Annotated in this window: 16 protein-coding genes; 11 read left to right on the plus strand and 5 right to left on the minus strand. The window is 70.5% G+C overall.

The genetic code is table 11. From position 1 onward, the window contains the following. The first annotated feature begins 59 nt into the window (after positions 1 to 59). Both purN and purH read left to right on the plus strand, forming a co-directional pair. Complete coding sequence (gene purN / locus L3Q65_RS40280) at positions 60 to 677, plus strand: phosphoribosylglycinamide formyltransferase (RefSeq protein ID WP_182894573.1); 618 nt, start codon at positions 60 to 62, stop codon at positions 675 to 677. After that, entirely contained in the window at positions 674 to 2,236 is a 1,563-nt protein-coding gene (gene purH / locus L3Q65_RS40285) for a bifunctional phosphoribosylaminoimidazolecarboxamide formyltransferase/IMP cyclohydrolase (RefSeq protein WP_182894572.1), read from the plus strand. The genes purN and purH overlap by 4 nt, the downstream gene beginning before the upstream one ends. A gap of 43 nt (positions 2,237 to 2,279) precedes the next feature. Here purH and L3Q65_RS40290 read toward each other — a convergent pair whose 3' ends face one another. Then, a complete protein-coding gene (locus L3Q65_RS40290) occupies positions 2,280 to 2,792 on the minus strand; it encodes a GNAT family N-acetyltransferase (protein ID WP_182894571.1) in 513 nt (170 codons plus the stop codon). Between the two features lie 1,750 nt (positions 2,793 to 4,542). On the opposite strand from L3Q65_RS40290, the gene L3Q65_RS40295 reads away from it, so the two are divergent. The 5 genes from L3Q65_RS40295 (at position 4,543) to L3Q65_RS40310 (ending at position 10,944) form a co-directional block, all read left to right on the plus strand. Next, the gene (locus tag L3Q65_RS40295; protein ID WP_237597991.1) at positions 4,543 to 5,136 is read left to right on the plus strand and encodes a hypothetical protein; all 594 of its coding nucleotides are present in this window, start codon (positions 4,543 to 4,545) and stop codon (positions 5,134 to 5,136) included. Between the two features lie 35 nt (positions 5,137 to 5,171). Then, positions 5,172 to 6,758: a DNA polymerase Y family protein gene (locus L3Q65_RS40300; protein ID WP_182894682.1), complete on the plus strand. Its 1,587-nt coding sequence runs from the start codon at positions 5,172 to 5,174 to the stop codon at positions 6,756 to 6,758. A gap of 50 nt (positions 6,759 to 6,808) precedes the next feature. Then, positions 6,809 to 6,931 carry a hypothetical protein gene (locus L3Q65_RS47450; protein WP_255751235.1) on the plus strand — a complete coding sequence of 41 codons (123 nt, stop codon included), beginning with the start codon at positions 6,809 to 6,811 and terminating at the stop codon, positions 6,929 to 6,931. A gap of 2 nt (positions 6,932 to 6,933) precedes the next feature. Beyond that, positions 6,934 to 10,266 (plus strand): error-prone DNA polymerase, encoded by a 3,333-nt coding sequence (locus tag L3Q65_RS40305; protein ID WP_182894569.1) that lies wholly within the window; start codon positions 6,934 to 6,936, stop codon positions 10,264 to 10,266. A 90-nt stretch (positions 10,267 to 10,356) separates the two neighbouring features. Next, positions 10,357 to 10,944: a pentapeptide repeat-containing protein gene (locus tag L3Q65_RS40310; protein ID WP_182894568.1), complete on the plus strand. Its 588-nt coding sequence runs from the start codon at positions 10,357 to 10,359 to the stop codon at positions 10,942 to 10,944. Between the two features lie 59 nt (positions 10,945 to 11,003). On the opposite strand, the gene L3Q65_RS40315 is transcribed toward L3Q65_RS40310, so the two are convergent. Next, positions 11,004 to 15,734 (minus strand): glycohydrolase toxin TNT-related protein, encoded by a 4,731-nt coding sequence (locus L3Q65_RS40315; protein ID WP_370648147.1) that lies wholly within the window; start codon positions 15,732 to 15,734, stop codon positions 11,004 to 11,006. Between the two features lie 274 nt (positions 15,735 to 16,008). Between L3Q65_RS40315 and L3Q65_RS40320 the strand changes: the two genes are divergently transcribed. Then, entirely contained in the window at positions 16,009 to 16,863 is an 855-nt protein-coding gene (locus L3Q65_RS40320; protein ID WP_237597993.1) for a bifunctional methylenetetrahydrofolate dehydrogenase/methenyltetrahydrofolate cyclohydrolase, read from the plus strand. Then, complete coding sequence (locus L3Q65_RS40325; RefSeq protein WP_182894566.1) at positions 16,863 to 17,174, plus strand: DUF3017 domain-containing protein; 312 nt, start codon at positions 16,863 to 16,865, stop codon at positions 17,172 to 17,174. Before L3Q65_RS40320 ends, L3Q65_RS40325 begins: the two co-directional genes overlap by 1 nt. A 4-nt stretch (positions 17,175 to 17,178) precedes the next feature. On the opposite strand, the gene L3Q65_RS40330 is transcribed toward L3Q65_RS40325, so the two are convergent. Beyond that, positions 17,179 to 18,357 carry an MFS transporter gene (locus L3Q65_RS40330; protein ID WP_237597994.1) on the minus strand — a complete coding sequence of 393 codons (1,179 nt, stop codon included), beginning with the start codon at positions 18,355 to 18,357 and terminating at the stop codon, positions 17,179 to 17,181. Positions 18,358 to 18,542: 185 nt separating this feature from the next. Next, positions 18,543 to 18,866, minus strand: coding sequence for a helix-turn-helix transcriptional regulator (locus L3Q65_RS40335; RefSeq protein WP_237597995.1), 324 nt, complete (start codon positions 18,864 to 18,866; stop codon positions 18,543 to 18,545). A 109-nt stretch (positions 18,867 to 18,975) separates the two neighbouring features. On the opposite strand from L3Q65_RS40335, the gene L3Q65_RS40340 reads away from it, so the two are divergent. Next, entirely contained in the window at positions 18,976 to 20,166 is a 1,191-nt protein-coding gene (locus tag L3Q65_RS40340) for an MFS transporter (RefSeq protein WP_182894563.1), read from the plus strand. Positions 20,167 to 20,179: 13 nt separating this feature from the next. After that, positions 20,180 to 20,824 (plus strand): spermidine synthase, encoded by a 645-nt coding sequence (locus L3Q65_RS40345; RefSeq protein ID WP_237597996.1) that lies wholly within the window; start codon positions 20,180 to 20,182, stop codon positions 20,822 to 20,824. A 1-nt stretch (position 20,825) separates the two neighbouring features. Here L3Q65_RS40345 and L3Q65_RS40350 read toward each other — a convergent pair whose 3' ends face one another. Beyond that, positions 20,826 to 21,407, minus strand: coding sequence for an HhH-GPD-type base excision DNA repair protein (locus L3Q65_RS40350; protein ID WP_009072508.1), 582 nt, complete (start codon positions 21,405 to 21,407; stop codon positions 20,826 to 20,828). Between the last annotated feature and the right edge of the window lie 2 nt (positions 21,408 to 21,409).

Genomic DNA, 21,409 nt, shown 5'->3' on the forward strand with positions numbered 1-21,409 from the left:
GTGAAGCGCCGTGCGCCCGAGGCGTACCGCCGTGCAAGGAGCCCGTTCTGGCCAGCCGCTTGGAACTGCCCACTCCGGTGAAGATCGTCGTGCTCGCGTCCGGTTCCGGCACGCTGCTGCAGGCTGTGCTCGACGCGGTCGGGCAGCCCGGGTTCCCGGCCTCCGTCGTCGCGGTCGGCGCCGATCGGAAGGGAATCGAGGCGCTCGCGCGGGCGGAACGGGCTGATGTGCCGTCGTTCACCGTGCGCGTCGCCGACCATCCGGACCGGGCCGCGTGGGACCGCGCGCTCGCCGAGGCGGTCGCGGCCTATCAGCCCGACCTCGTGGTGTCCGCGGGCTTCATGAAGATCCTCGGGCCGGAGTTCCTGTCGCGGTTCGCTGGCCGCGTGATCAACACCCACCCCGCGCTGCTGCCGTCGTTCCCCGGGATGCACGCGGTCGCCGACGCGCTGGCCGCGGGCGTGCGCGTCACCGGATCGACGGTGCATTTCGTCGACGCCGGGGTGGACACTGGCCCGGTCATCGCCCAGGAGGCGGTGCCGGTGGAGACCGACGACACCGAAGACGTCCTGCACGAGCGGATCAAAGCCGTGGAACGCAGGCTGCTGGTTGAAACGATCGAGCGACTCGGCCGTGGTGGGTGCACCGTGGACGGACGAAAGGTGAGGTTTTCGTGAGCACAGCACAGGGACGGCGCCCGGTCCGGCGCGCGCTGATCGGCGTCTCGGACAAGGCCGGCCTGCTCGAGCTCGCGACCGGCCTGCACGCGGCCGGCGTGGAGATCGTGTCGACCGGCGGCACGGCGAAGGTCATCGCGAACGCCGGGGTTCCGGTCACGCCGGTCGAGCAGGTCACCGGGTTCCCCGAGTCGTTCGACGGCCGGGTCAAGACGCTGCACCCGCGCGTGCACGCCGGGCTGCTCGCCGACCAGGGCAACGACGACCACGTCGCCCAGCTCAAGCAACTCGACATCGCGGCTTTCGACCTGCTCGTGGTGAACCTGTACCCGTTCCAGGCGACCGTCGCGTCCGGAGCGAGCTTCGAGGACTGCGTCGAGAACATCGACATCGGCGGTCCTGCGATGGTGCGCGCAGCAGCGAAGAACCACGGCAGCGTCGCTGTCGTCGTGGACCCGGCGCGGTACGCGTGGGTGCTTGAGCAGGTCTCCGCGGGTGGCTTCGAACTCTCGGACCGCAAGCGGCTCGCTGCGCAGGCGTACGCGCACACGGCTGCGTACGACACCGCTGTCGCTTCGTGGTTCGCCAACGCGTACGCGCCTTCGGACGACAGTGGCTTCCCAGACTTCCTCGGCGCGACGTGGGACCGTGCGGACGTACTGCGCTACGGCGAGAACCCGCACCAGAAGGCGGCGCTGTACCGCGGCGCGCAGCCAGGCCTCGCGCACGCGGAGCAGCTTCACGGCAAGGCGATGTCGTACAACAACTACGTCGACACTGACGCCGCGCGTCGGGCCGCCTTCGACTTCTCCGAGCCGGCTGTCGCGATCATCAAGCACGCCAACCCGTGCGGGATCGCTGTCGGCGCGGACGTCGCCGAAGCGCACCGCAAGGCGCACGCCTGCGACCCGGTGTCCGCGTACGGCGGCGTGATCGCCACGAACCGGCCGGTGAGCGTCGCGGCGGCGGAGCAGATCGCCGAGGTGTTCACCGAGGTCGTGCTCGCCCCCGACTTCGAGCCGGAAGCGCTGGAGATCTTGCAGCGCAAGAAGAACGTGCGGCTGCTGAAGCTGCCCGCGATCGAGAACGCGGCCCCGGTCGAGTTCCGGCCGATCTCCGGCGGTGTGCTCGTGCAGACCGCCGACGCGATCGACGCCCCCGGCGACGACCCGGCGAACTGGGAGCTGGCCACCGGCTCGCCCGCCGACGAGCAGACCCTGGCGGACCTGGAGTTCGCGTGGCGGGCGCTGCGCGCGGTGAAGTCCAACGCGATCCTGCTGGCGCACGAGCAGGCGACCGTCGGGGTCGGCATGGGCCAGGTCAACCGCGTCGACTCGTCGCGGCTGGCGGTCGCGCGGGCGGGCGACCGGGCGAAGGGCTCGGTCGGCGCGTCGGACGCGTTCTTCCCGTTCCCGGACGGGCTCGAGGTGCTGATCGAGGCGGGCGTGCGAGCCGTCGTCCAGCCCGGCGGGTCCATCCGCGACGCCGAGGTGATCGCCGCCGCCGAGGCCGCCGGGATCACGCTGTACCTCACCGGAACGCGCCACTTCGCGCACTGATTTTCTGCTGGCCGGCCGGGACTTTCGGGTCCCGGCCGGTTTTTCATCCCTCGCGCAGGATCGCGTAGACGACCTCGTCGCGGTAGCCGCCGTCGCGCCAGGTGACCTGGCAGAGCAGACCTTCGCGATGGAAGCCGGTCTTCTCCAGCGTGTGCTGCCCGGCGACGTCCTCGCTGTCGACGAAGGCTTCGAGCCGGTGCGCGCGGGTGTGCCGGAAGAGCTGGTCGACGAGCAGTTGGTACGCCTTCGCGTCGGTGCCGTGCCCGCGATAGTCGGGCAGCAACGCGACGCCGACCCGGAAGCATCCGCCGGCGGGCCCGCCCCGGTCGGCCGCCTCCCAGGTAGCCATCCCGGCGACCACCGAGTCGACCGTCACCGCGACCGCGCTTGACGCCGGGCTGAGGAACCCGTCCTCGGCGAACCGGCGCCGTGCCTGCGGCCCGGTGAACCTCGTCCACTGAAAGGTGCCGGTGCCGTCCGGGTCCGTGGAGAACCGGTCGAGCACCGGAAGGTCGGCTTCGGCGAAACCCCGCAGGGCGATGTGTCCTGTCTTCATCAGGGTTCCCAGTGTAAAGAGCCGTTTTCCTGGTGTCCGGTGATCTTCCGGGTTGTTTCTCCGTGCGCGCTTGACAGCCGGGGCGGGGTGGAGCGAGACTGAGTGGTGTCGAACGGGTGTTCGATCCTGTTCGGCGCAGTGGTGTGTTTTTGGGTGCGATTGTTGGGTGACCGTGCGGTTTCCGCACGGATGAGGATGCGGAACCGCCTTCCCCGCGGTGTGTCGACGTCCGTCCCGGGCCAGGTGTGCCGACCTGTCCCGGGACGGACTCGTCGGCCGATCCCGGCGGAAGGAGAAACCGGTGACGACCGGAGCGGCTTCGGGGGCTGCTTCTTCGGGGTTTGCTTCGGAGATCGCGGAAGGATCAAGGGTTTCTTCGGCCGCGGGGGCGGCTGGAGAGGCTGGGGGGACTTCCGCGGACGGTGCGGTCACGGCTGGTTTTTGGGGAGCGGGTGAGGCTTCGGCTTTGGCCGGGGTGGTTTCGGGGGCCTCGGCGGCGAACGCTTCTTCGGTCGTGGCCGGGATGGCTTTGGGTGCTTCCGGGGCCAGGGGAGTTCCGGAAGCGGCTGGGGCGGCGTCGGGATCGGGAGGCGCTGCGGCCCTGGCTGAGATGGCCGTGGGAACTTCGGCGACGGGTGGTTCCTCGCCCGCAGCCGGGAAGGCGTTGAGGGCGAGCGACACTCGGTCTCTGGTGGGGGCGGCGTCGGGATCGGGCGGCGCGGTGGCTCTGGCCGAGGCCGATGCCGCGCCGAGCGACTCTTCGGTGGCGGCCGGGAAACTGCGCCCTCCGGTTCTTCCCGCTGACTCCGCCACGACCGATCTCCTTGGCACTGCGGGGATTTCCGCCCTGCTGAAGCGGTCGTCTCAGGAGATCTTCCCCGCCGCGGAAACCCAGGCTTCCGCGCCCACGAGCGTGCCGGAGGCGCGGCCGGCACGCTCGTGGGAAGTACTGGTGCCGTGGTCGGCGCTCGAAGCATTGGCGAAGGAACGGACGCCAGTCGCCGCGATGTCCGCGGGTTCCCCGAGGTCGATGTTCTCGTTGGGGGAGAACGAATCCCGTACCCGCCCGAACTCCCTGGACGCAGCGTTCGAGCCATGGACACCGGCCAGCTCCGGCGGGGCAGCAGAAGCCCGTTCGCCTGCTGCGCTTCGTTCGCAGGCCCGGCCGGCCGAATCCGGCCGTGAGCTTCGCCCCGCGGGTACTGCGTCGTCTGCTGACTCGCGCGTGTCCAGCGGACCTGATTCACCGACTCCGCTCACCCCGGCGAGCCGGCCTGGTTCACCTGCCCCGCGGCATTCGGGTCAGGTTCGCTCGTCTGCTGAGCGCGATTCGCCTCCTCAGCCTGAATCGGAGCCATCGACTCATCTTCGCTCGCTTGCTCCAGCCGACTCGCGTCCGGAACCTTCGCCCGGGCCACCGACTCGTCTCCGCCCAGAAACTCCTCCGGCCCCTAGTCCGGAGTCTCCGCTCACGCCGCCGTCTCAGCTGCGCCCGGAAACTCCTCCAGCCTCCCTGACCGAGCCCGACCAGGAAACTCAACCCGGGTCTCCATCCGCTCCTCCAGCACAACTGCACTCAGCAAACCCCTCGAAACTCCGGCCCCCGACCAGGATCCACCCCGACCCATCCGCACCAGCGGACCCGGCGCACCCGCTGGCCAAACTGACCGCCCTCCCCGGCGTCAGCACGGCCAGCACCGTCGCCGCCGAGCGGGCTTCCCGGACCGACTGGGATCAGGCTGCCGGGCGGATGCTTCCGGTGGCCCCCGCCCTGGCCGACCTTCTCCCCGGGGCCGGGTTGCGCCGCGGAAGCGTCGTCGCGGTTCACCACTCCACCTCGCTGCTGTTCGCGTTGCTCGCGGAGGCGACCGTCGCCGGGGCGTGGGCTGCGGTCGTCGGGGCCCCGTCGCTCGGGATTGTCGCGGCGGCCGAGCACGGCGTCGCCGTTTCGCGGCTCGCGTTGGTTCCGCAGCCGGGGGCCGAATACCAGGCGGTGATGGCCGCTTTGCTCGACGGCGTCGACCTCGTCGTCACCGAACCCAGGTCAGTCCGGCCGGACGTCGCGCGACGGCTCGCGGCGCGGGCCCGGCATCGCGGAGCAGTGCTGCTTTCGCTGGGGCACTGGCCTTCCGCCGACGTCGAGTTGCACTGCACCCCAGGCGCCTGGACCGGGGTGCTCGAACACGGTGCCGGGCACCTCCGTTCCCGTCCGGTCGAGGTGCACGCCCGCGGACGCGGTGCAGCAGCCCGGCCTCGGTCGGCATCAATGCTTCTGCCTGGCCAGGACGGCCGGGTTTCCCGGGGCGAGAAGCGCGTCGCGGCGCGGGAAGAGGCGGTCGGGTGAACCAAAGCAAAGACCCGCGTCGCCATCCCGTGCGAATGCTGGTCCTGTGGTGCCCAGACTGGCCCGCGGTCGCTGCCGTCGCCGCGGCGGGGAGCGTGCTTACCCAGCCGGCGGCGGTGTTCCATGCCAACCGGGTCGTGGCGTGCACCGCGGTCGCGCGGGCGCGGAACATCCGGCGCGGCATGCGGCGGCGCGAAGCGGAATCCCAGTGCCCCGACCTGTCGGTGTTCGGCGTAGACGAGGCGCGGGACGCACGGTTTTTCGAGGCCGTCGCTTCGGCGGTGGAGGAACTGGTCGTCGGGCTGGAAGTGGTGCGGCCCGGGCTGCTCGCGGTTCCCGTCGCGGGTGCGGCCGGGTATTTCGGCGGCGAACCGCGGCTTGCCGAAAAACTGGTGGACCAGGTGGCCGCGGCGGCGGGAGTCGAATGCCAGGTCGGGGTGGCGGAAGGACTGTTCGCGGCGACCCTCGCCGCGCGGCAGGGAGCGCTGGTCGAACCTGGGCGGAGCGCCGAATTTCTCGCCCCGTTGCCGGTGACTGAGCTGGACCAGCCGGATGCCGAGCGAGCGGATCTGGTCGGTCTGCTCGTCCGGCTCGGGTTGCGCACGCTCGGCGCCTTCGCCGAACTCGGCGAGCGGGACGTGGCCGCTCGGTTCGGACGCGCCGGCGTGCTCGCGCATAGGCTGGCCCGGGGATTGTCCGACCGGCCGCCGTTGCGTCGCAGTCCGCCGCCGGAACTGTCGCTTGCCGAATCGTTCGATCCGGTGCTCGCCCGAGTGGACGTCGCCGCGTTCATGGCCAAAAAACTCGGCGCGCGGTTCCACGCCGCGCTCGCCGATCGCGGGCTCGCATGCACTCGATTGGGTATATACGCGACAACTGAGAACGGTGAGCAGCTCGGTCGCGTCTGGCGTTGTGCGGAACCACTTACGCCGCAAGGGGTTGCGGACCGGGTCCGGTGGCAGTTCGAGGGCTGGCTCAAGGCCGCGCCCGGCGAACGGCCCACGGCCGGGGTCGCGCGGTTGCGGCTCGAACCGGAAGAGACTGTCGAAGGGAGGTCATTGCAGCTGGGGCTGTGGCGGGGGAGCGATCCCGGCGCCGGTCCGGGCGAGGACGAGGAATTGGCTGCCGAACGGGCCGGCCGTGCGTTCGTGCGGGTGCAAGGTTTACTCGGCCCGGAGGGCGTGGTCACGCCGCTGCTCGACGGCGGACGTGATCCGGCCAGCCGGGTCCGGCTCATCCCGTGGGGCGATCCGCGGGAACCGACCGGACCGCCGGACGCCACGTGGCCTGCCCGGTTGCCGTCCCCGTCTCCGGCGACGGTGCTGGAACAACCGTTGCCAGTCCAGGTTATCGACGAGCAGGGACGACCAGTCGGTCTCACCGCGCGCAAACGGCTGACCGCGCCGCCGAGCGGACTGTGCGTCGCGGGCGGGCCGCCGCGGCCGATCACCGGATGGGCCGGTCCGTGGCCGGTCACGTCGGGCCGTCGTTCGACCGGACCGCAGCAAGCCCGGCTGCAACTGCTGCTCGCGGCAGGGGAAAACGAAGCACCGGAGGCGGTGCTCGTCCTCTGCTCCGGAACTGAAAATCCAGTGTGGACAGTGGAGGGAAGCTACGACTGAACCGGCCGGGAAAACCGAAAACCGGTGGAGAAAACGAAAGGAATGCGCACATGATGGACCACGACCTGCCGGTGCCCCGTGTCCCGGTCGAACCGCCGTGCCCGTTCGACCCGGTGCCGGTCGCGCTGCTGATCCCGGAACCCCGTCGATCGCCTGAGACCCGGATGGACTGACGATGGGCTGGAACAACCCGCCGGTCCCGTGGAAGGACCTCGCGCGGGCGCTGTCGGGCGGGATGCCGCCCGGCGACCACGGCGACAGTCCCGCGTGGGGACGCAAACGCGAGGCGTACCGCCGCCCCGCCGACATCCCGCCGCCGCGCAGCGACCTGGAAGCCGGGCCGCGAGTGGCGTACGCCGAACTGCACTGCCACTCCAACTTCAGTTTCCTCGACGGCGCCAGCCACCCCGAGGAACTGGTGGAGGAAGCCGCGCGCTTGCGGCTCGACGCGATCGCGCTCACCGATCACGACGGCATGTACGGGGTGGTCCGATTCGCCGAAGCGGCCAAAGAGCTAGGCGTCGCAACGGTATTCGGCACCGAGCTGAGCTTCGGGCTGTCCGCGCCGCAAAACGGCGTCGCCGACCCCGAAGGCGAACATCTCCTGCTGCTGGCCCGAGGCAGCGACGGCTACCGCAGCTTGTGCCGCGCGATCACCGCCGGACAGTTGCGCGGCCACGAAGACGAAGACGCGGAGCGAGCCGAAAAAGGCCGCCCGATCTACGACTTGTCCGCGGTGGCGGAGGAAGTCGCGGGAAAATGCGCGGTGCTTACCGGCTGCCGCAAGGGATCCGTGCGTTCGGCGTTGGTGCGCGAAGGCCCGGACGCCGCGTTCGCCGAACTGCGCCGGCTCGTCGACCTCTTCGGCCAAACCCAGGTCTACGTCGAATTGATCGACCACGGCCAGCCGCTCGACAGCACGCACAACGACCTGCTGACCGAGATGGCCGGCGAACTCAAGCTGCCCACCGTCGCGACCACCGCCGCGCATTACGCTCGCCCGGAACGAGGCCGGCTCGCGGACGCCGTCGCCGCCATCCGCGCCCGGCGCAGCATCGACGACCTGGAAGGCTGGCTGCCCGGCGACGCCGCCGCGTTCTTGCGCTCTGGCAATGAAATGGCGGAGATTTTCCAGCGGTACCCAGGCGCGGTGCAGCGATCGGCCTTGCTGGGCATGGAATGCGCTTTCCCGCTGAAGCTGCTCGCGCCGGAGCTGCCGCCGTTCGACGTGCCGGACGGCGAGACCGAGACCACGCACCTGCGAAACCTCGTCAAGAAGGGCTTCGAGAAGCGCTACTCGGGCAAGGACCACGCGGACAAGGCCTGGCAGCAGATCAAGCACGAGATGGAGGTGATCGAGAAACTCGAGTTCCCCGGGTACTTCCTGATCGTCTGGGACATCGCGCGATTCTGCCGGGAGAACGACATTCTGTGCCAGGGAAGGGGTTCCGCGGCCAACTCGGCGGTCTGCTACGCGCTTGAGATCACCAAGGTCGATCCCATCGAGTACCACCTGCTCTTCGAACGGTTCCTCGCGCCTGACCGAGACGGCTATCCGGACATCGACATCGACATCGAGTCCGACCGGCGCGAGGAGGCGATCCAGTACGTCTACGGCAAACACGGCAGGCTCAACGCCGCACAAGTGGCGAACGTGATCACCTACCGCGCCCGCTCGGCGATCCGCGACGCCGCCAGGGCGCTCGGCTACTCGCCGGGACAGCAAGACGCGTGGAGCAAGCAAATCGACCGCTGGGGTGCTTTGCGCAGCACGGAAAAGGACCACGACCACGACATCCCGAACGACGTCGTGCAGCTCGCCTTCGCCCTCGAAGACTTCCCGCGGCACCTCGGCATCCACTCCGGCGGCATGGTGATGTGCCGGGAACCGGTGAGCCAGGTGTGCCCGGTCGAATGGGCGCGGATGGAAAACCGCAGCGTTCTGCAGTGGGAGAAGGAGGATTGCGCCGCGGTCGGGCTGGTGAAGTTCGATCTGCTCGGGCTCGGCATGCTTTCCGCGTTGCACTACATGCTCGACCTGGTCAAGGAATACAAGGGCGAGGAGATCGATCTCGCCGAGCTGGACCTCACCGACGAGAACATCTACGAGATGCTCTGCCGCGCCGACGCGATCGGCGTGTTCCAGGTGGAAAGCCGGGCCCAGCTGGCGACGTTGCCGCGGTTGCGGCCGACGAAATTCTACGATCTGGCCGTGGAAGTCGCGTTGATCCGCCCCGGTCCGATCCAAGGCGGTTCGGTGCACCCGTACATCCGCCGCAAGCAAGGGCGCGAGAAGTGGGATTACGACCACCCGCTGCTGGAGAAAGCGCTGGAGAAAACGCTGGGAGTGCCGCTGTTTCAGGAGCAGATGATGCAGATCGCCCTGGACGTCGCGAACTTCACCCCGGCCGAGGCCGACCAGCTTCGGCACGCGATGGGGTCGAAACGGTCGCAGCGGAAGATGGAACGGCTGCACAAGCGGTTCCTCGACGGAGCCATCGCCAACAAGGTGGACGCGGAGCTGGCGGAGAAAATCTTCCAGAAGCTCAAGGCCTTCGCCAACTTCGGCTTCCCGGAAAGCCATGCGCTGAGCTTCGCGCATCTGGTGTTCGCGAGCGCGTACTTCAAGCACTACCACCCCGACGCGTTCTGCGCTGGCCTGTTGCGAGCGCAGCCGATGGGGTTCTACTCGCCGCAGTCGCTGGTGGCGGACGCGCGCCGGCACGGCGTCCCCACGCTCGGCCCGGACATCAACCTGAGTCTCCCGCACGCGACCTTGGAAGCGTTGCCGGACAACGGAAAACTCCACGCGGTACGCGGCGGGCTCAGCACCGTCCGGATGATCGGCGAAACGCTGGCCAAGGAGATCGTGGCGGAGCGGCAGGCGAACGGCCGGTACGAGAGCATGTCCGACCTCGGCAGGCGCGTCCGGCTCACCACACCGCAGCTGGAAGCACTGGCCACCGCGGGCGCGTTCAGCGCGTTCGGTCCGGATCGGCGGCAGGCGTTGTGGTCCGCGGGCGCGGTCGCGCAGGACCGGCCGGAGAAACTGCCCGGCACCGGAGTCGGCGTGGACGCGCCGATGCTGCCCGGAATGGACGGGCTCGACGTCGCCGCCGCGGATGTCTGGGCCACCGGGATCTCGCCGGACAGCTACCCGACGGAGTTCATCCGCGACCGCCTCGACGCGCTCGGGGTCATCACCGCCGACCAGCTGCTGGACCGGTCCGACGGGGAGCGAGTGCTGGTCGGGGGAGCGGTCACGCACCGCCAGCGGCCGGCGACTGCCGGTGGAGTCACGTTCCTGAACATCGAGGACGAAACCGGCATGGTGAACGTGATCTGCACACTCGGGCTGTGGCAACGGTTCCACCGGATCGCGCGGGGCAGCGCGGCGCTGCTGGTGCACGGAGTGCTCGAAAAAGCGGACGGCGTCGCGAGCGTGCGCGCGCAGAAACTGGAGCAGCTGAGGCTGCGGATCCCCACGAAATCGCGGGACTTCCGATGACCGGCGGACAGTTCGTGGACACACGCCTTTCATCGGCTCGCAGCCACCCCGTCGAAAAGCCGGCGCCGGGGCTGATGTCATCCTGTCCGGGTGACGGAGACCGGCGAGGACTACACCGAAGCACGACTTTCCGGCCAGTGGTGGGAAAAACGCCAGTTCGTGGGTTGCGACTTCACCGAAGCGGACCTGCGCGATCTGCGCACCCGCGGCTGCACCTTCGACAACTGCGACTTCACCAAGGTCGATCTCGCCGGTTCGCGGCACGACGCGTCGGCGTTCCGCTCCTGCACGTTCGACCGTTCGGTGCTCGCCGACAGCCGATGGTCGTCGTGCTCGTTGCTTGGTTCGTCCTTTGTGGACTGCCGGTACGCCGGGATCGCGCTGACCGAATGCGATCTGTCGCTGGCGTCGTTCGCACGCGGCCGGCTGCGGAAACTGGACCTGTCCGGTCTGCGGATGCGGGAAGTGAACCTCAACGAGGCGGATCTGACGGATTCCGATCTGCGGGGCACGGATCTGTCCGGGTCCCGGATGATCGGCACGAAGTTTCCCGGAGCCGACCTGCGCGGCGCGGCGGTCGATGCGAACGGGCTGGTGCAGGCGGACTTGCGCGGCGCGTACGTGGACGTCGAACTGGCGGTGGCGTTCGCCGCGGCCAATGGCCTGGTCGTCAAGTAACGCGCTTCCGGGCACGAAAAAGGGGCGAAGCTCGCTGGCCCCGCCCCTTTTCCGCGTCGTCAGTCGATCGGCGGTTCGCCCGGGTCGAGTTCGATCAGGTCGCCCTCGGCGAGCAGTTCTTCGATACTCGCCGGAAGCAGGTACGCCGACCCGCCGCCCGGCTGGTTGAACCACGGGATCGCGACCCCGGCCAGCGTTTCGAGCGGCCGCTGCACGCGGTACACGTGGTAGGGCCGGTTCACCCACTCCGGGACCAGCGAACGCTCCTCGAACGGGGTGCCCGCCGCGTAGGTCAGGTTGCCGTTCGGACCGCCGAAGCGGTCCAGTTCGCTGCCCGCGGGCAGTTCGCGCAGTTCCTTGCCGCGGAACAGGGTCAGCGGCGGTTCCCCGGACAGCGGCGCGATCGGCCACTGCCCGCTGCCGCCGGTTCCGTTGGCGCGCACCGGTTCCTCGCGCCGCACCGGCGGTTCCCGCCGAGGCGGCGGGCTGACCGGCGGCGCGACCTGGGTGGGCGGTGCGCTGACCGGCGAGGCGATCTGCGTCGGCGGGGCACTGACCGGGGGAGCCACCTGGGTCGGCGGGCTCACCGGTGCCGCGACCTGCGTCGGCGGGGCTGGCGGCGGGGTCTGCCGGGCAGGCGGTTCGTCGTCGGCCAGCAGCTGATCGGCAGGCGTGAACGCGGTCTGCTCCTGCGGCGGCACGTTCTCGCGCGGCCGGACCGGGAACGAACCCGTCGCGACCTCCGGCGACAACGTCGCCACCACCGGCGGCTTCGGCGCGTCCGCGACTGGCTGCTCAGCCGGTGCGGGGGCTGCCGCCGCGACGTACCCGTCGGGGTACAGCAGCACCTTGCCGAGCATGAACGCCGCGGCGTCCTCCGCGTCGCCGAATACCGCCGGGTTGATCAGCTCGCCGTCGTACCAGCCGACGCGCCAGCCTTCGCCCACCTGCTCGACGCTCCACCCGCGTTCGGTGGGGCCGCCGAGCCGGTACGCGGCCTCGGGCACGTTCAGCTCGTCGAGCTTCGCCTGCAGTTCGGCCAGTTCCGGCTGAGCGGGCTGTTCCCGCCGCGCGACCGGAGCCGGTTCGGCCTGCTCCCGAGCCGCGCGCCGCCCGCCGGACGGCGGAGGCACCGGCATCTCCGGCACCGGGAGCCCGCCGGGGATCTCGGATCCCGGCATGATCATCGCGGTCGGCGGGCCCGCGTCGTACTCGGCCTCGCGGCGGTTGTCGTCCTCGTAACCACTGGAGTGCGTGAACAGTTCGGCACGCTGCTCGTCGTCGTCGCGGGACGGTTCGTTGCCGTGGGTGAAGAGCACCGGCTCGTCGTGCCCGGCGTCGACCGGCGGGTGAACGTCCGTGTCGTCCTCGTCGTCGGCCGGGTGGCCCGGACCGGCGCCGTTGCGGCTGGGGACGAGGTCGTGGTGGACGTCGGTGTGGTCTTCGTCGTCGTAGTGGCCGTCGTCGTAGCGGTCGTACTGCGCGCCGTCGAAGTCCTGCTCGAACGGCGGCTCCGCAGGACGCTCCGGCGCGGTGCCGTGGCGACCCTCGGCCTCCTTCTCGCGACTCCGGCCGTGCGCGGCGGCGGCGAGCCCGGCCGCGGCCAGCCCACCGGCCGCGGCGACTCCGGCCGCGGCTGCGCCGACATGACTGCCGTGCTCGTCCGCGGGCTCGGCCTGGCTGCCGGGTTCGGCACCGCGCCGTCCGCTGTCCTCGGCGTTCAGCCGCGCGTCTTCCCGGCGGCTGTCGTCCGCTTCGGCGTCCGACTGCGCTCGCCGACGGCCACCCTCCTGGTCACCAGGACGGCTGTCGTCCGGTGCCGCACCGCGCCGACCTGTGTCCGGCTCGGCGTTGTGCCGGTTCGGGGCGGGTTCTTCGGCGGAGTTGTCCGCGCCGATGAGCCCGTCGGCACCGATGAGGCCATCCGCGCCGACCAGCCCGCCCTCCGTGTTCGGAGCAGCGGGCTGCTCGAACGCGCCGACGCCGGGGACCTTGCTCCCGTGCGCGTCGGCGTGGTCGTCGTACCCGTGGGCTTCGTAGTCCGCCGCGTCGCGGTTGCGGTCGTCGACGTGGTGCGCGGGTTCGTCGTAGCCCGCTTCGTCGTGGCCGTGCTGACCGGCAGCTTCGTCGTACCCGTGCGGCTCGGCGTAAGCACCGGCCTCGTGGGATGCGGCGTCCTCGTACCCGTGCTGGTCGTCGTACGACTCGGCTTCGTATCCGCCGTGCGGTGCGTCGTCGTAGTCGCCGTGCGGTGCGGGGTTGCGGTAGCCGTCGTGGGCGGACTCGTCGTAACCCTCGTCGTGCTGGTCGTAACCATCCGCGTGGCCGCGCTGGCCTTCGCCGTGGTCTTGCCGGTCGTAGTCCTCCGGGTAACCGGCTGCCTGGCCGTGCTGGTCGTAGGCAGCGTCGGAGTGGCCTTGCTGGTCGTAGCCGTGCTCGGCATAACCGGCAGCGTCGTGGGCCTGGTCGTCGTAGCCGGACGCGTCGGGGTGCTCGTCGTAACCAGCCTCGTGCGCGTGGCCGGATTCGGAGTGAGCGCCGCTCGCTGCGGCTCCCGCGACTCCCGCTGCTCCTGCCGCCGCAGCTGTTGCGCCCAGTCCGTGCGACCCGCCAGGGCTGTCCGGTCCGGAGCCTCGCGTGCCCTGGGGACCGCCCGCGGCACCCTGCTGACCAGGCCTGTCGCGCCGGTCCGAGCCACCGCGGTCGGGCTCGAAGTGGTCTTCTGAGCCGCCGCGGTCGGCGAAGCCGGGGCCGTCCGTTGCGTCGGGACCGCCGAATTCGTCGGCCGGGCGGAAGCTGTCCGGCCGGCCGCTCGTGCCGGAGTCGCGGTTGTCGAATTCTTCGGCTGGGCCGCGCCGGTCGGCGCTGGGGGCACCTGGTCCGCCGGGCCTGCGGGGACCGGGGCCGCCGAACTCGTCCGCCGAGTCGAACTCGTTGGATCCGGGAGCGTCCGGTCCGCCGGGCCTGCTGAATTCCTCGGCCGGGTGGAAGGCACTCTCCGGCCGATCGGCTGGGCCAGGCCTGCCGTACTCGGCAGCGGGGTGGGAGGCGCCTTCTGCGCCGGGCCTGCCGTACTCGTCAGCCTGGTGGAAGGTGTCCTCTGGCCGGTCTGAACCGGGCCTGCTGAAGTCGTCTGCCGGGTGGAAGGTGCCTTCTGGGCCAGCGGCTGAACCGGGCCTGTCGTACTCGTCGGCGGGGTGGAAGCTGTCGGGGCTGTCCGGCCGGCCGGGAGTACTGGGGTTGCGGTTGTCGAATTCTTCGGCTGGGCCGCGTCGGTCCGGGCCGGGGGCACTGGGGCCGCCGGGCCTGCCGGAGTCGGGGCCGGCGAAGTCGTCGGCAGGGCGGAAGTTGTCGTGGCTGCCGGAGCCGCTTGCCGCGCCGAGTGCGGCCGCTCCGAGACCGGCTGCGCCGAGTCCCGCGGCGGCTGCGCCGACTCCGGCCGCGCTGGGGCCGCCAGAGCCGGAACCGGGGGCGTCTGCGTTGGGGACTCCGGATCCCGTTCCGTTGGCATCGAATCCGCCAGCGCCACCGGAGCCAGGTCCGCCGACGCCGTTCGGGCCGCCCGTGCCAGGGCCGCCGGCACTGCCTGCGCCGCCGGGACCATTAGGTCCGCCAGGGCTGCCCGGAACTCCAGTACCGCCTGGCCCACCAGCCGCGCCCGGGCCGCCGGGGCCACCAGAACCGGGACCGCCAGGACCGCCGGAGCCGGGACCACCCGCGCCAGGGCCACCGGCGCCAGGACCGCCAGAGCCGAGACCGCCAGCGCCAGGACCACCGGCACCGGGGCTGCCAGCGCCGGCGCCGGACGGGCCACCAAGACCGCCGGAACCGGGCCCGCCAGCGCCTGGACCGCCGGAACCGGGCCCGGCGGAACCGGGCCCGCCAGCGCCAGGACCACCGGCCCCAGGCCCGCCCGTCCCAGGCCCACCAGGACCGCCGCCAGGAGCGGGGCGTTGCTGCGGAGTCTGGCTCCCGCGAGTGAGGTACGCGGCCGCACCCTGCAGGGTCAGCTCGTCCACCTGCGGAAGCTGGAACGCGTTCGCCCGGATGTGCTCGATCAGATCCGCTTCCGGCGAGACGCCGTACGTGCGGAGGTAGAAGTTCACCGCGGCTGGCCAAATCCAGTGGCCGTCGCTGTGGAAGGCGACCGGGACCGTCGCTTCGGGAGTCTGGGCGAGACGGTCGATGTCGTAGCCGCGGTCCTGGACCACGACGGGGGCGTGGTCCAGATAGTCCAGCAGCCGGTCTTGCTCGTCGACGTCCAGATCAGGACGGTTGATGACCGGGCGGCCAGCCGGGCCGATGGTGTCGAAGATCCGGGCGATGCGGAAGTGCGGTCCGGGCTGTTCGGGACCGAGGCCGGACATGCGGCGGATCAGCCACTCGGGCACGTTCTCCTCGGTGCGCGGGAACATGCGCAGCTCGTCGGAGTACGCCTGGGGCGGCGGCGCGAGGTGCCATTGCGGCTCGTCGCGGTTGTATTCGAGGTTGTAGCTCGAAGGGTGGTCCAGCTGGTAGCGCGCGTTGAACCAGGTGCCGCGGCCGTCGCGGTACATGCCTGCGCGGAGTCTCCCGAACAGGGTCGCGATGTCGTGCGTCGCGATCCATTCCTGTGCGGAGCCGTCCTCGAGCACGATCTCGCCGGTCAGCTCGTGGTACCTGCCGACGGCTCGGTACTCCGCGGAGACTTTGCGCCAGTCGCGCGGGGCGGCGCGCAGCAGGGCCAGTCCGATCTGCTTGACCAGAGTGTCCTGCTCCGTCGCGTTCAGCTGCGTCGTCGGTTGTGCCACAGAGAACATTTTGACTGTTCGCGCGCGCGAACGCACCCCGCATAGGGCTTTTGCCACCCTCGGGCCGGTGGACGTGCCCGCTGACCTCGGCGGACGCGATATGGCACGGGTCACACGCCAGGGTGGGTGATGCGGTGGAGCCTCTCCAGCTTAAGACCCGGGACGGCTGATTCGACGGAAGACGCGCGGGCCGATCGGGTGGTGTCGTGGACACACAGAGTGCAGCACCCACTCCTGACCGGCAGTCTCCGGCGGCTCTGCGACAATGGCCGCCGTGACGGCGAAGATTCTCGACGGCAAGGCCACGAAGAACGCCATTTTCGCAGAGCTGCGCCCGCGCGTGGCCGCGCTCGCGGAGCAGGGGATCACCCCTGGGCTGGGCACGGTGCTGGTCGGCGACGACCCCGGTTCCCACTCCTACGTGAAGATGAAGCACGCGGACAGCGCGAAGATCGGCGTCAACTCGATCCGCCGCGACCTGCCCGCGGACATCTCGCAGGAGAAGCTCGAGGCCGTCATCGACGAGCTGAACGCGGACCCGGCCTGCCACGGCTACCTCGTCCAGCTGCCGCTGCCGAAGCACCTCGACGCGAACCGCGTCCTGGAGCGCATCGATCCGGAGAAGGACGCCGACGGCCTCGCGCCGATCAGTCTCGGCCGGCTCGTGCTCGGCGAAGCGGGCGCGCTGCCGTGCACCCCGTACGGCATCATCGAGCTGCTCAAGCGGCACGGCGTCGAGCTGAACGGCGCGCAGGTCACCGTGGTCGGCCGCGGCATCACTGTCGGCCGCACGCTCGGTCTGCTGCTTACTCGGCGCAGCGAAAACTCCACCGTCACGCTGTGCCACACCGGTACTCGTGACCTCGCCGCCGAGGTGCGCCGCGCGGACATCGTGATCGCCGCGGCGGGCGTGCCCGGGATCATCAAGCCGGACATGGTCAAGCCCGGCGCGGCGGTGCTGGACGTCGGCGTTTCGCACGTCGAGGGCAAGCTCACCGGCGACGTCGACCCGGCGGTCGCCGAGGTGGCCGGCTGGCTGTCGCCGAACCCCGGCGGCGTGGGCCCGATGACGCGGGCGATGCTGGTCACCAACGTGGTCGAGGCTGCGGAACGCGCGGCCGCCCGCTGATGGCGATGACCGGGCAACGGCACCGCGGCGATCGTCCCTGGCTCGTCCACGTGCCGTTCGCGGTGATCATGCTGCTGCTGGCGGCGGCCGTGGTGCGGGCGCTGCAGTACCACTGGCGCGAGGGTGCGGTGCTGGTCGGCGTAGCCCTGTTCGTGGCCGGGGCGCTGCGTGCGGTGCTGCCGGAGGAGCGCGCCGGGCTGCTCGCGATTCGCGGCAAGGTCGTCGACATCCTCACCTACAGCGCGTTGTGCGCCGCGGTGCTCTACATCGCGCTGTCGATCGTCGGCGGCCCGTTCGACGCCTCGTCCTAACCGGTCAGGACGCGAGCGCGAGTTCCTTTTCGACTCGCGCCTCGCGCCGGTCCAGCAGCCCGGACACCGCGGCGATCGACACGCCGAGCACGGCCAGCAGCGCGCCGACCCAGTTCGGGGCCAGCAGGCCGAGTCCGCCCGCGATGACCAGGCCGCCGAGGTACGCGCCGATCGAGTTGGCGATGTTGAACGCCGACTGCACCGCGGCCGAGACCAGCGACGGCGTGCCGCCCGCCTTCTCCATGATCCGCGCCTGCATCATCGGGCCGATCATGAAGCCCGCGACACCCACGAAGAAGATCGTGACCGCCGCGCCGACCTTGCCCTGCGCGGTCACGGTGAAGATCGAAAGCACGGTCGCGAGCGCGAGCAGCGCGACGTACAGGCTCGGCATCAGCGCCTTGTCCGCGAGCCGTCCGCCGAGGTAGTTGCCGATCGTCATGCCGACCCCGGCCAGCGAAAGCAGCACCGTGACATTGGCCGGCGAGTATCCGGCGACGTCGGTCAGCATCGGCGCGATGTAGGACATGCAGGCGAAGACGCCGCCGAGGCCGAACATCACGATCGCCAGCGCCAGCCACACCTGCGGGCGGCGGAACGCGCCGAGTTCGCCGCGGATCGACGGGTCGGCCGGGCGGCCCTGGTGCGGCACCAGTTTCGCGATGGCGGCGATGGCGAGCAGGCCGATCACCGCGACGACGCCGAACGTCGCGCGCCAGCCGACCTGCTGGCCGAGCAGCGTGCCGAGCGGGACGCCGATGACGTTCGCCAGCGTCAGGCCCATGAACATCATCGACACGGCCTTCGCGCGCTGGCCCGGCTGCGCGAGGCTGGACGCGACGACCGCGCCCGCGCCGAAGAACGCGCCGTGCGGCAGGCCGGCGAGGAACCGGAACGCGATCCCGAAGTCCTGGTTCGGGGAGAGCGCGAACAGCGCGTTGCCGACCGTGAACAGGCCCATCATCGCCAGCAGCATCGTTTTGCGCGGCAGCCGGACGGCCAGCGCGGTGAGCAGCGGCGCGCCGATCACCACGCCGAGCGCGTAGGCGGAGATGAAGTAGCCCGCGGACGGGATGTCGATGTGGAAGTCCGCGGCGGTCAGGGGCAGCACACCCATCATCACGAACTCGGTGGTACCGATGCCGAAGGCACCGACGGCGAGCGCGAGCAACGCGACGGGCACGGCTCTCCCTTCCTGGAGAAAACGATTGCTCAGCGCCTGGGGCACAGGCTTCTGAAGCGCTTTAGAACGTGGGCAAAAAACTAGACAGCCCCGACGTCGTCGTGCTGTCTCGCTCTAGTTGAACCGATGGAGGGCGGCCTTGTCATCCCGGTATTCGGGTGAGGCCCGCCACGTAGCGCGACCGCTCAGCGGGGCGCGGCCAGCACGCCGTCGAGCAGGCCGGGGAACAGTGCGTCGAGATCGTTGCGGCGCAACGAGTTGTACCGGGTCGTGCCTTCCTGGCGGCCGGCGATCACCCCGGCCTGGCGCAGTGTCGCGAGGTGATGGGTGAGTGTGGACTTGGTCACCGGCACCTCGAAAGCGCTGCACGAGATCTCCGTTTCGGAGTTCGCCAGCTGCCGGACCATCGCCAGCCTGACCGGGTCGGCGAGTGCGCGCAGCACCGCTTCGACCGTGATCTCCTCGCGGTCCGGATAGGCGAGCGGCGGCAGGGGCGCAGAGGCGGGCATGAGTCCATAGTACGACGCCTGTCGAAATTGTCGGCGGGTCCGTGTACGGTCGTCATCGAACTACGACGTTCGTCGAACTATCCGTTCAGGTTTCCTTGGGGGAACATTCATGTCCAGCGTCTCGTCCTCGGCGGCGGCCCGGAACTCGGTGCTCGCGTTCGGGGCCTTCGGCGTCGGCACCAGCGGCTACATCGTGGCCGGGCTGTTGCCGGCGTTGACCTCCGAGCTGCACATCTCCGCGACGGCCGCGGCGCAGCTCGTCACTTCGTTCGCCATCGCGTACGCGGTGGGCTCGCCGTTGTTCGCTGCCGCCACTGGGCGGTGGGAACGGCGCACGCTGCTGGTCGCCGCGCTCGCGGTGGCCGCGGTCGGGAACGTCTTCGCGGCCGTCGCGCCGGGGTACACCACGCTGCTGATCGCGCGGGTCGTCACGGCGATCGGGGCTGCCGTCTACACCCCGGCCGCCACTGCCGTCGCGGCTGAGCTGACCACGCCGGAACGTCGTGGGCGGGCCGTTTCGCTGGTGTTCGGGGGACTCACCATCGCGTTGATCTTCGGCGTTCCGCTGGGCAGCGTGATCTCCCAGCAGTTCGGCTACGAGGGCGCGTTCCTGTTCGTCGGCATCCTTTCGCTGCTCGGTGCGATCGGGGTGCGGGTCGCGCTGCCGACGGTCGCGCCGCCGCCGGTGGTCGGGCTCGCCGAGCGGTTCGCGGTCGCCCGGGACAAGCGGGTCGTCGCGCTGCTGGTCACCACCACGCTCGCCTGCCTCGCCGCGTTCATGGTCTACACGCTGGTGTCGCCGGTCTTGACGGCCACCGCCGGCGTTTCCGGCGGGACGATCACGGTGCTGCTGTTCTGCTACGGCATCGGCGGCGCGATCGGCAACTTCGCCGGCGGCCGCGCGGCCGACAAGTGGGGCCCGCGCAGGCCGCTGCTGGTCATCCTCGTCGGGTTCACCGCCGTGATGGTGCTGTTGCCGTTCACCGCGACGACCGTCGTCGGGGCCGGGATCACGTTGTTCGTGTGGGGCGTGGCGAACTGGTCGTTCAGCCCGCCGGTGCAGCATCGGCTCATCGAGCTGTCGCCGGGGCACGCCGGTCTCGCGCTGTCGCTCAACGCCTCGGCGATCTATCTCGGCGTCGGGTTGTCCGGCATCGTCGGGGGTGCGGTGCTGACCTCGGCCGGGCCGACCGTGCTGCCGGAGATCGCCGCGATCCTCGCCGCCGCGGCGATGCTGGTGGTCGTGTTCTTCTGGGGCGCGCGGAAGCGGGCTGAGGTCCGCGAAGAGGTCGCGGTCTGAGAAGCTGCCGGGCATGGCAGAGGTACTGGAAACCGTGCCAGGGCACGGCGGCGAACTGGTGCTGCGGCGGGACGGCGCCGAGTTCGAGGTGATCGAAAACGGGATGTTCCTGATGGACACCCGCAACGGCGAGTCGGAGCGGCTGCTCGTGACCGGAGCGGCCGACCGGCTCGCTTCTGGCGCGCGAGTGCTGATCGGCGGCCTCGGCGTCGGATTCTCGCTGCGCGCCGCGCTGGATCACGCCGCGGTCGGCTCCGTGGTCGTGGTGGAACGCGAACCTGCCGTGATCGCCTGGAACCGCACCGGTCCGCTGCGCGAAGTCCACGGTGCGGCATTGGACGATCCGCGGGTGACGATCGTCGAGGCGGACCTGCTGGAGTGGCTGCGGACGACGAGCGAGACTTTCGACGCGCTGTGCCTGGACATCGACAACGGTCCAGAGTGGACGGTCACCGAGGGGAATGCCTCGCTGTACGCCGATTCCGGCCTGGAACGGCTGTCTCAGCTGCTGAGTCCGGACGGGGTGCTGGCGGTGTGGAGCGCGGGCGCGGCACCGGGGTTCACGGCTCGGCTGCGGGAGCGGTTCGCCGAGGTGGACGTAGTGGAGATTCCGGTGCCGCGCGGGGAACCGGACGTGGTCTGGTTCGCGCGGAGCTGAGTCAGTTCGCCTTGGCGGCGGCCTTCGCGGCCTTCTTGAACGCGCGCACCTCGCCGAGCGTCTTCGCGTCCGTCACGTCCGCAATGGACCGACGAGAGCCGCGATCTCCGTAGGCACCGGCAGCCTCGCGCCAGCCCTTCGGAGCGACGCCGCGCTGTTTGCCCAGCAGTGCCAGGAAGATCTTCGCCTTCTGCTCGCCGAACCCGGGCAGTGCCTTGAGTCGCTTGAGCACCTCTTCGCCGTCCGGCTTGGGGCGGCCGTCCAGCCAGATGCCCTCGGTGCGGCCGTCGTAGTTCTCGATGATGTGCAACGCGAGCGCGTGCACCCGGCGTGCCATCGAGCCGCCGTAGCGGTGGATCGCGGGCGGCACGACGCACATCTCGACGAACTTGTCGACGTCCGTCGCGGCGATCTTGCGCAGATCGAAGCCGTCCATCCGGTCGGCGATCTTCCGCGGGCCCGCGAAGGCGTGCTCCATCGGGTACTGCTGGTCCAAGAGCATCCCGGTGAGCAGGGCGAACGGGTCGTCGTTGAGCAGCTTGTCGGCCGCCGGGTCGCCGGTCAGGTGCAGTTCGCGCAGCATGG

The sequence above is a fragment of the Amycolatopsis sp. FU40 genome, assembly GCF_021903635.1.
Classification (GTDB): domain Bacteria; phylum Actinomycetota; class Actinomycetes; order Mycobacteriales; family Pseudonocardiaceae; genus Amycolatopsis; species Amycolatopsis dendrobii.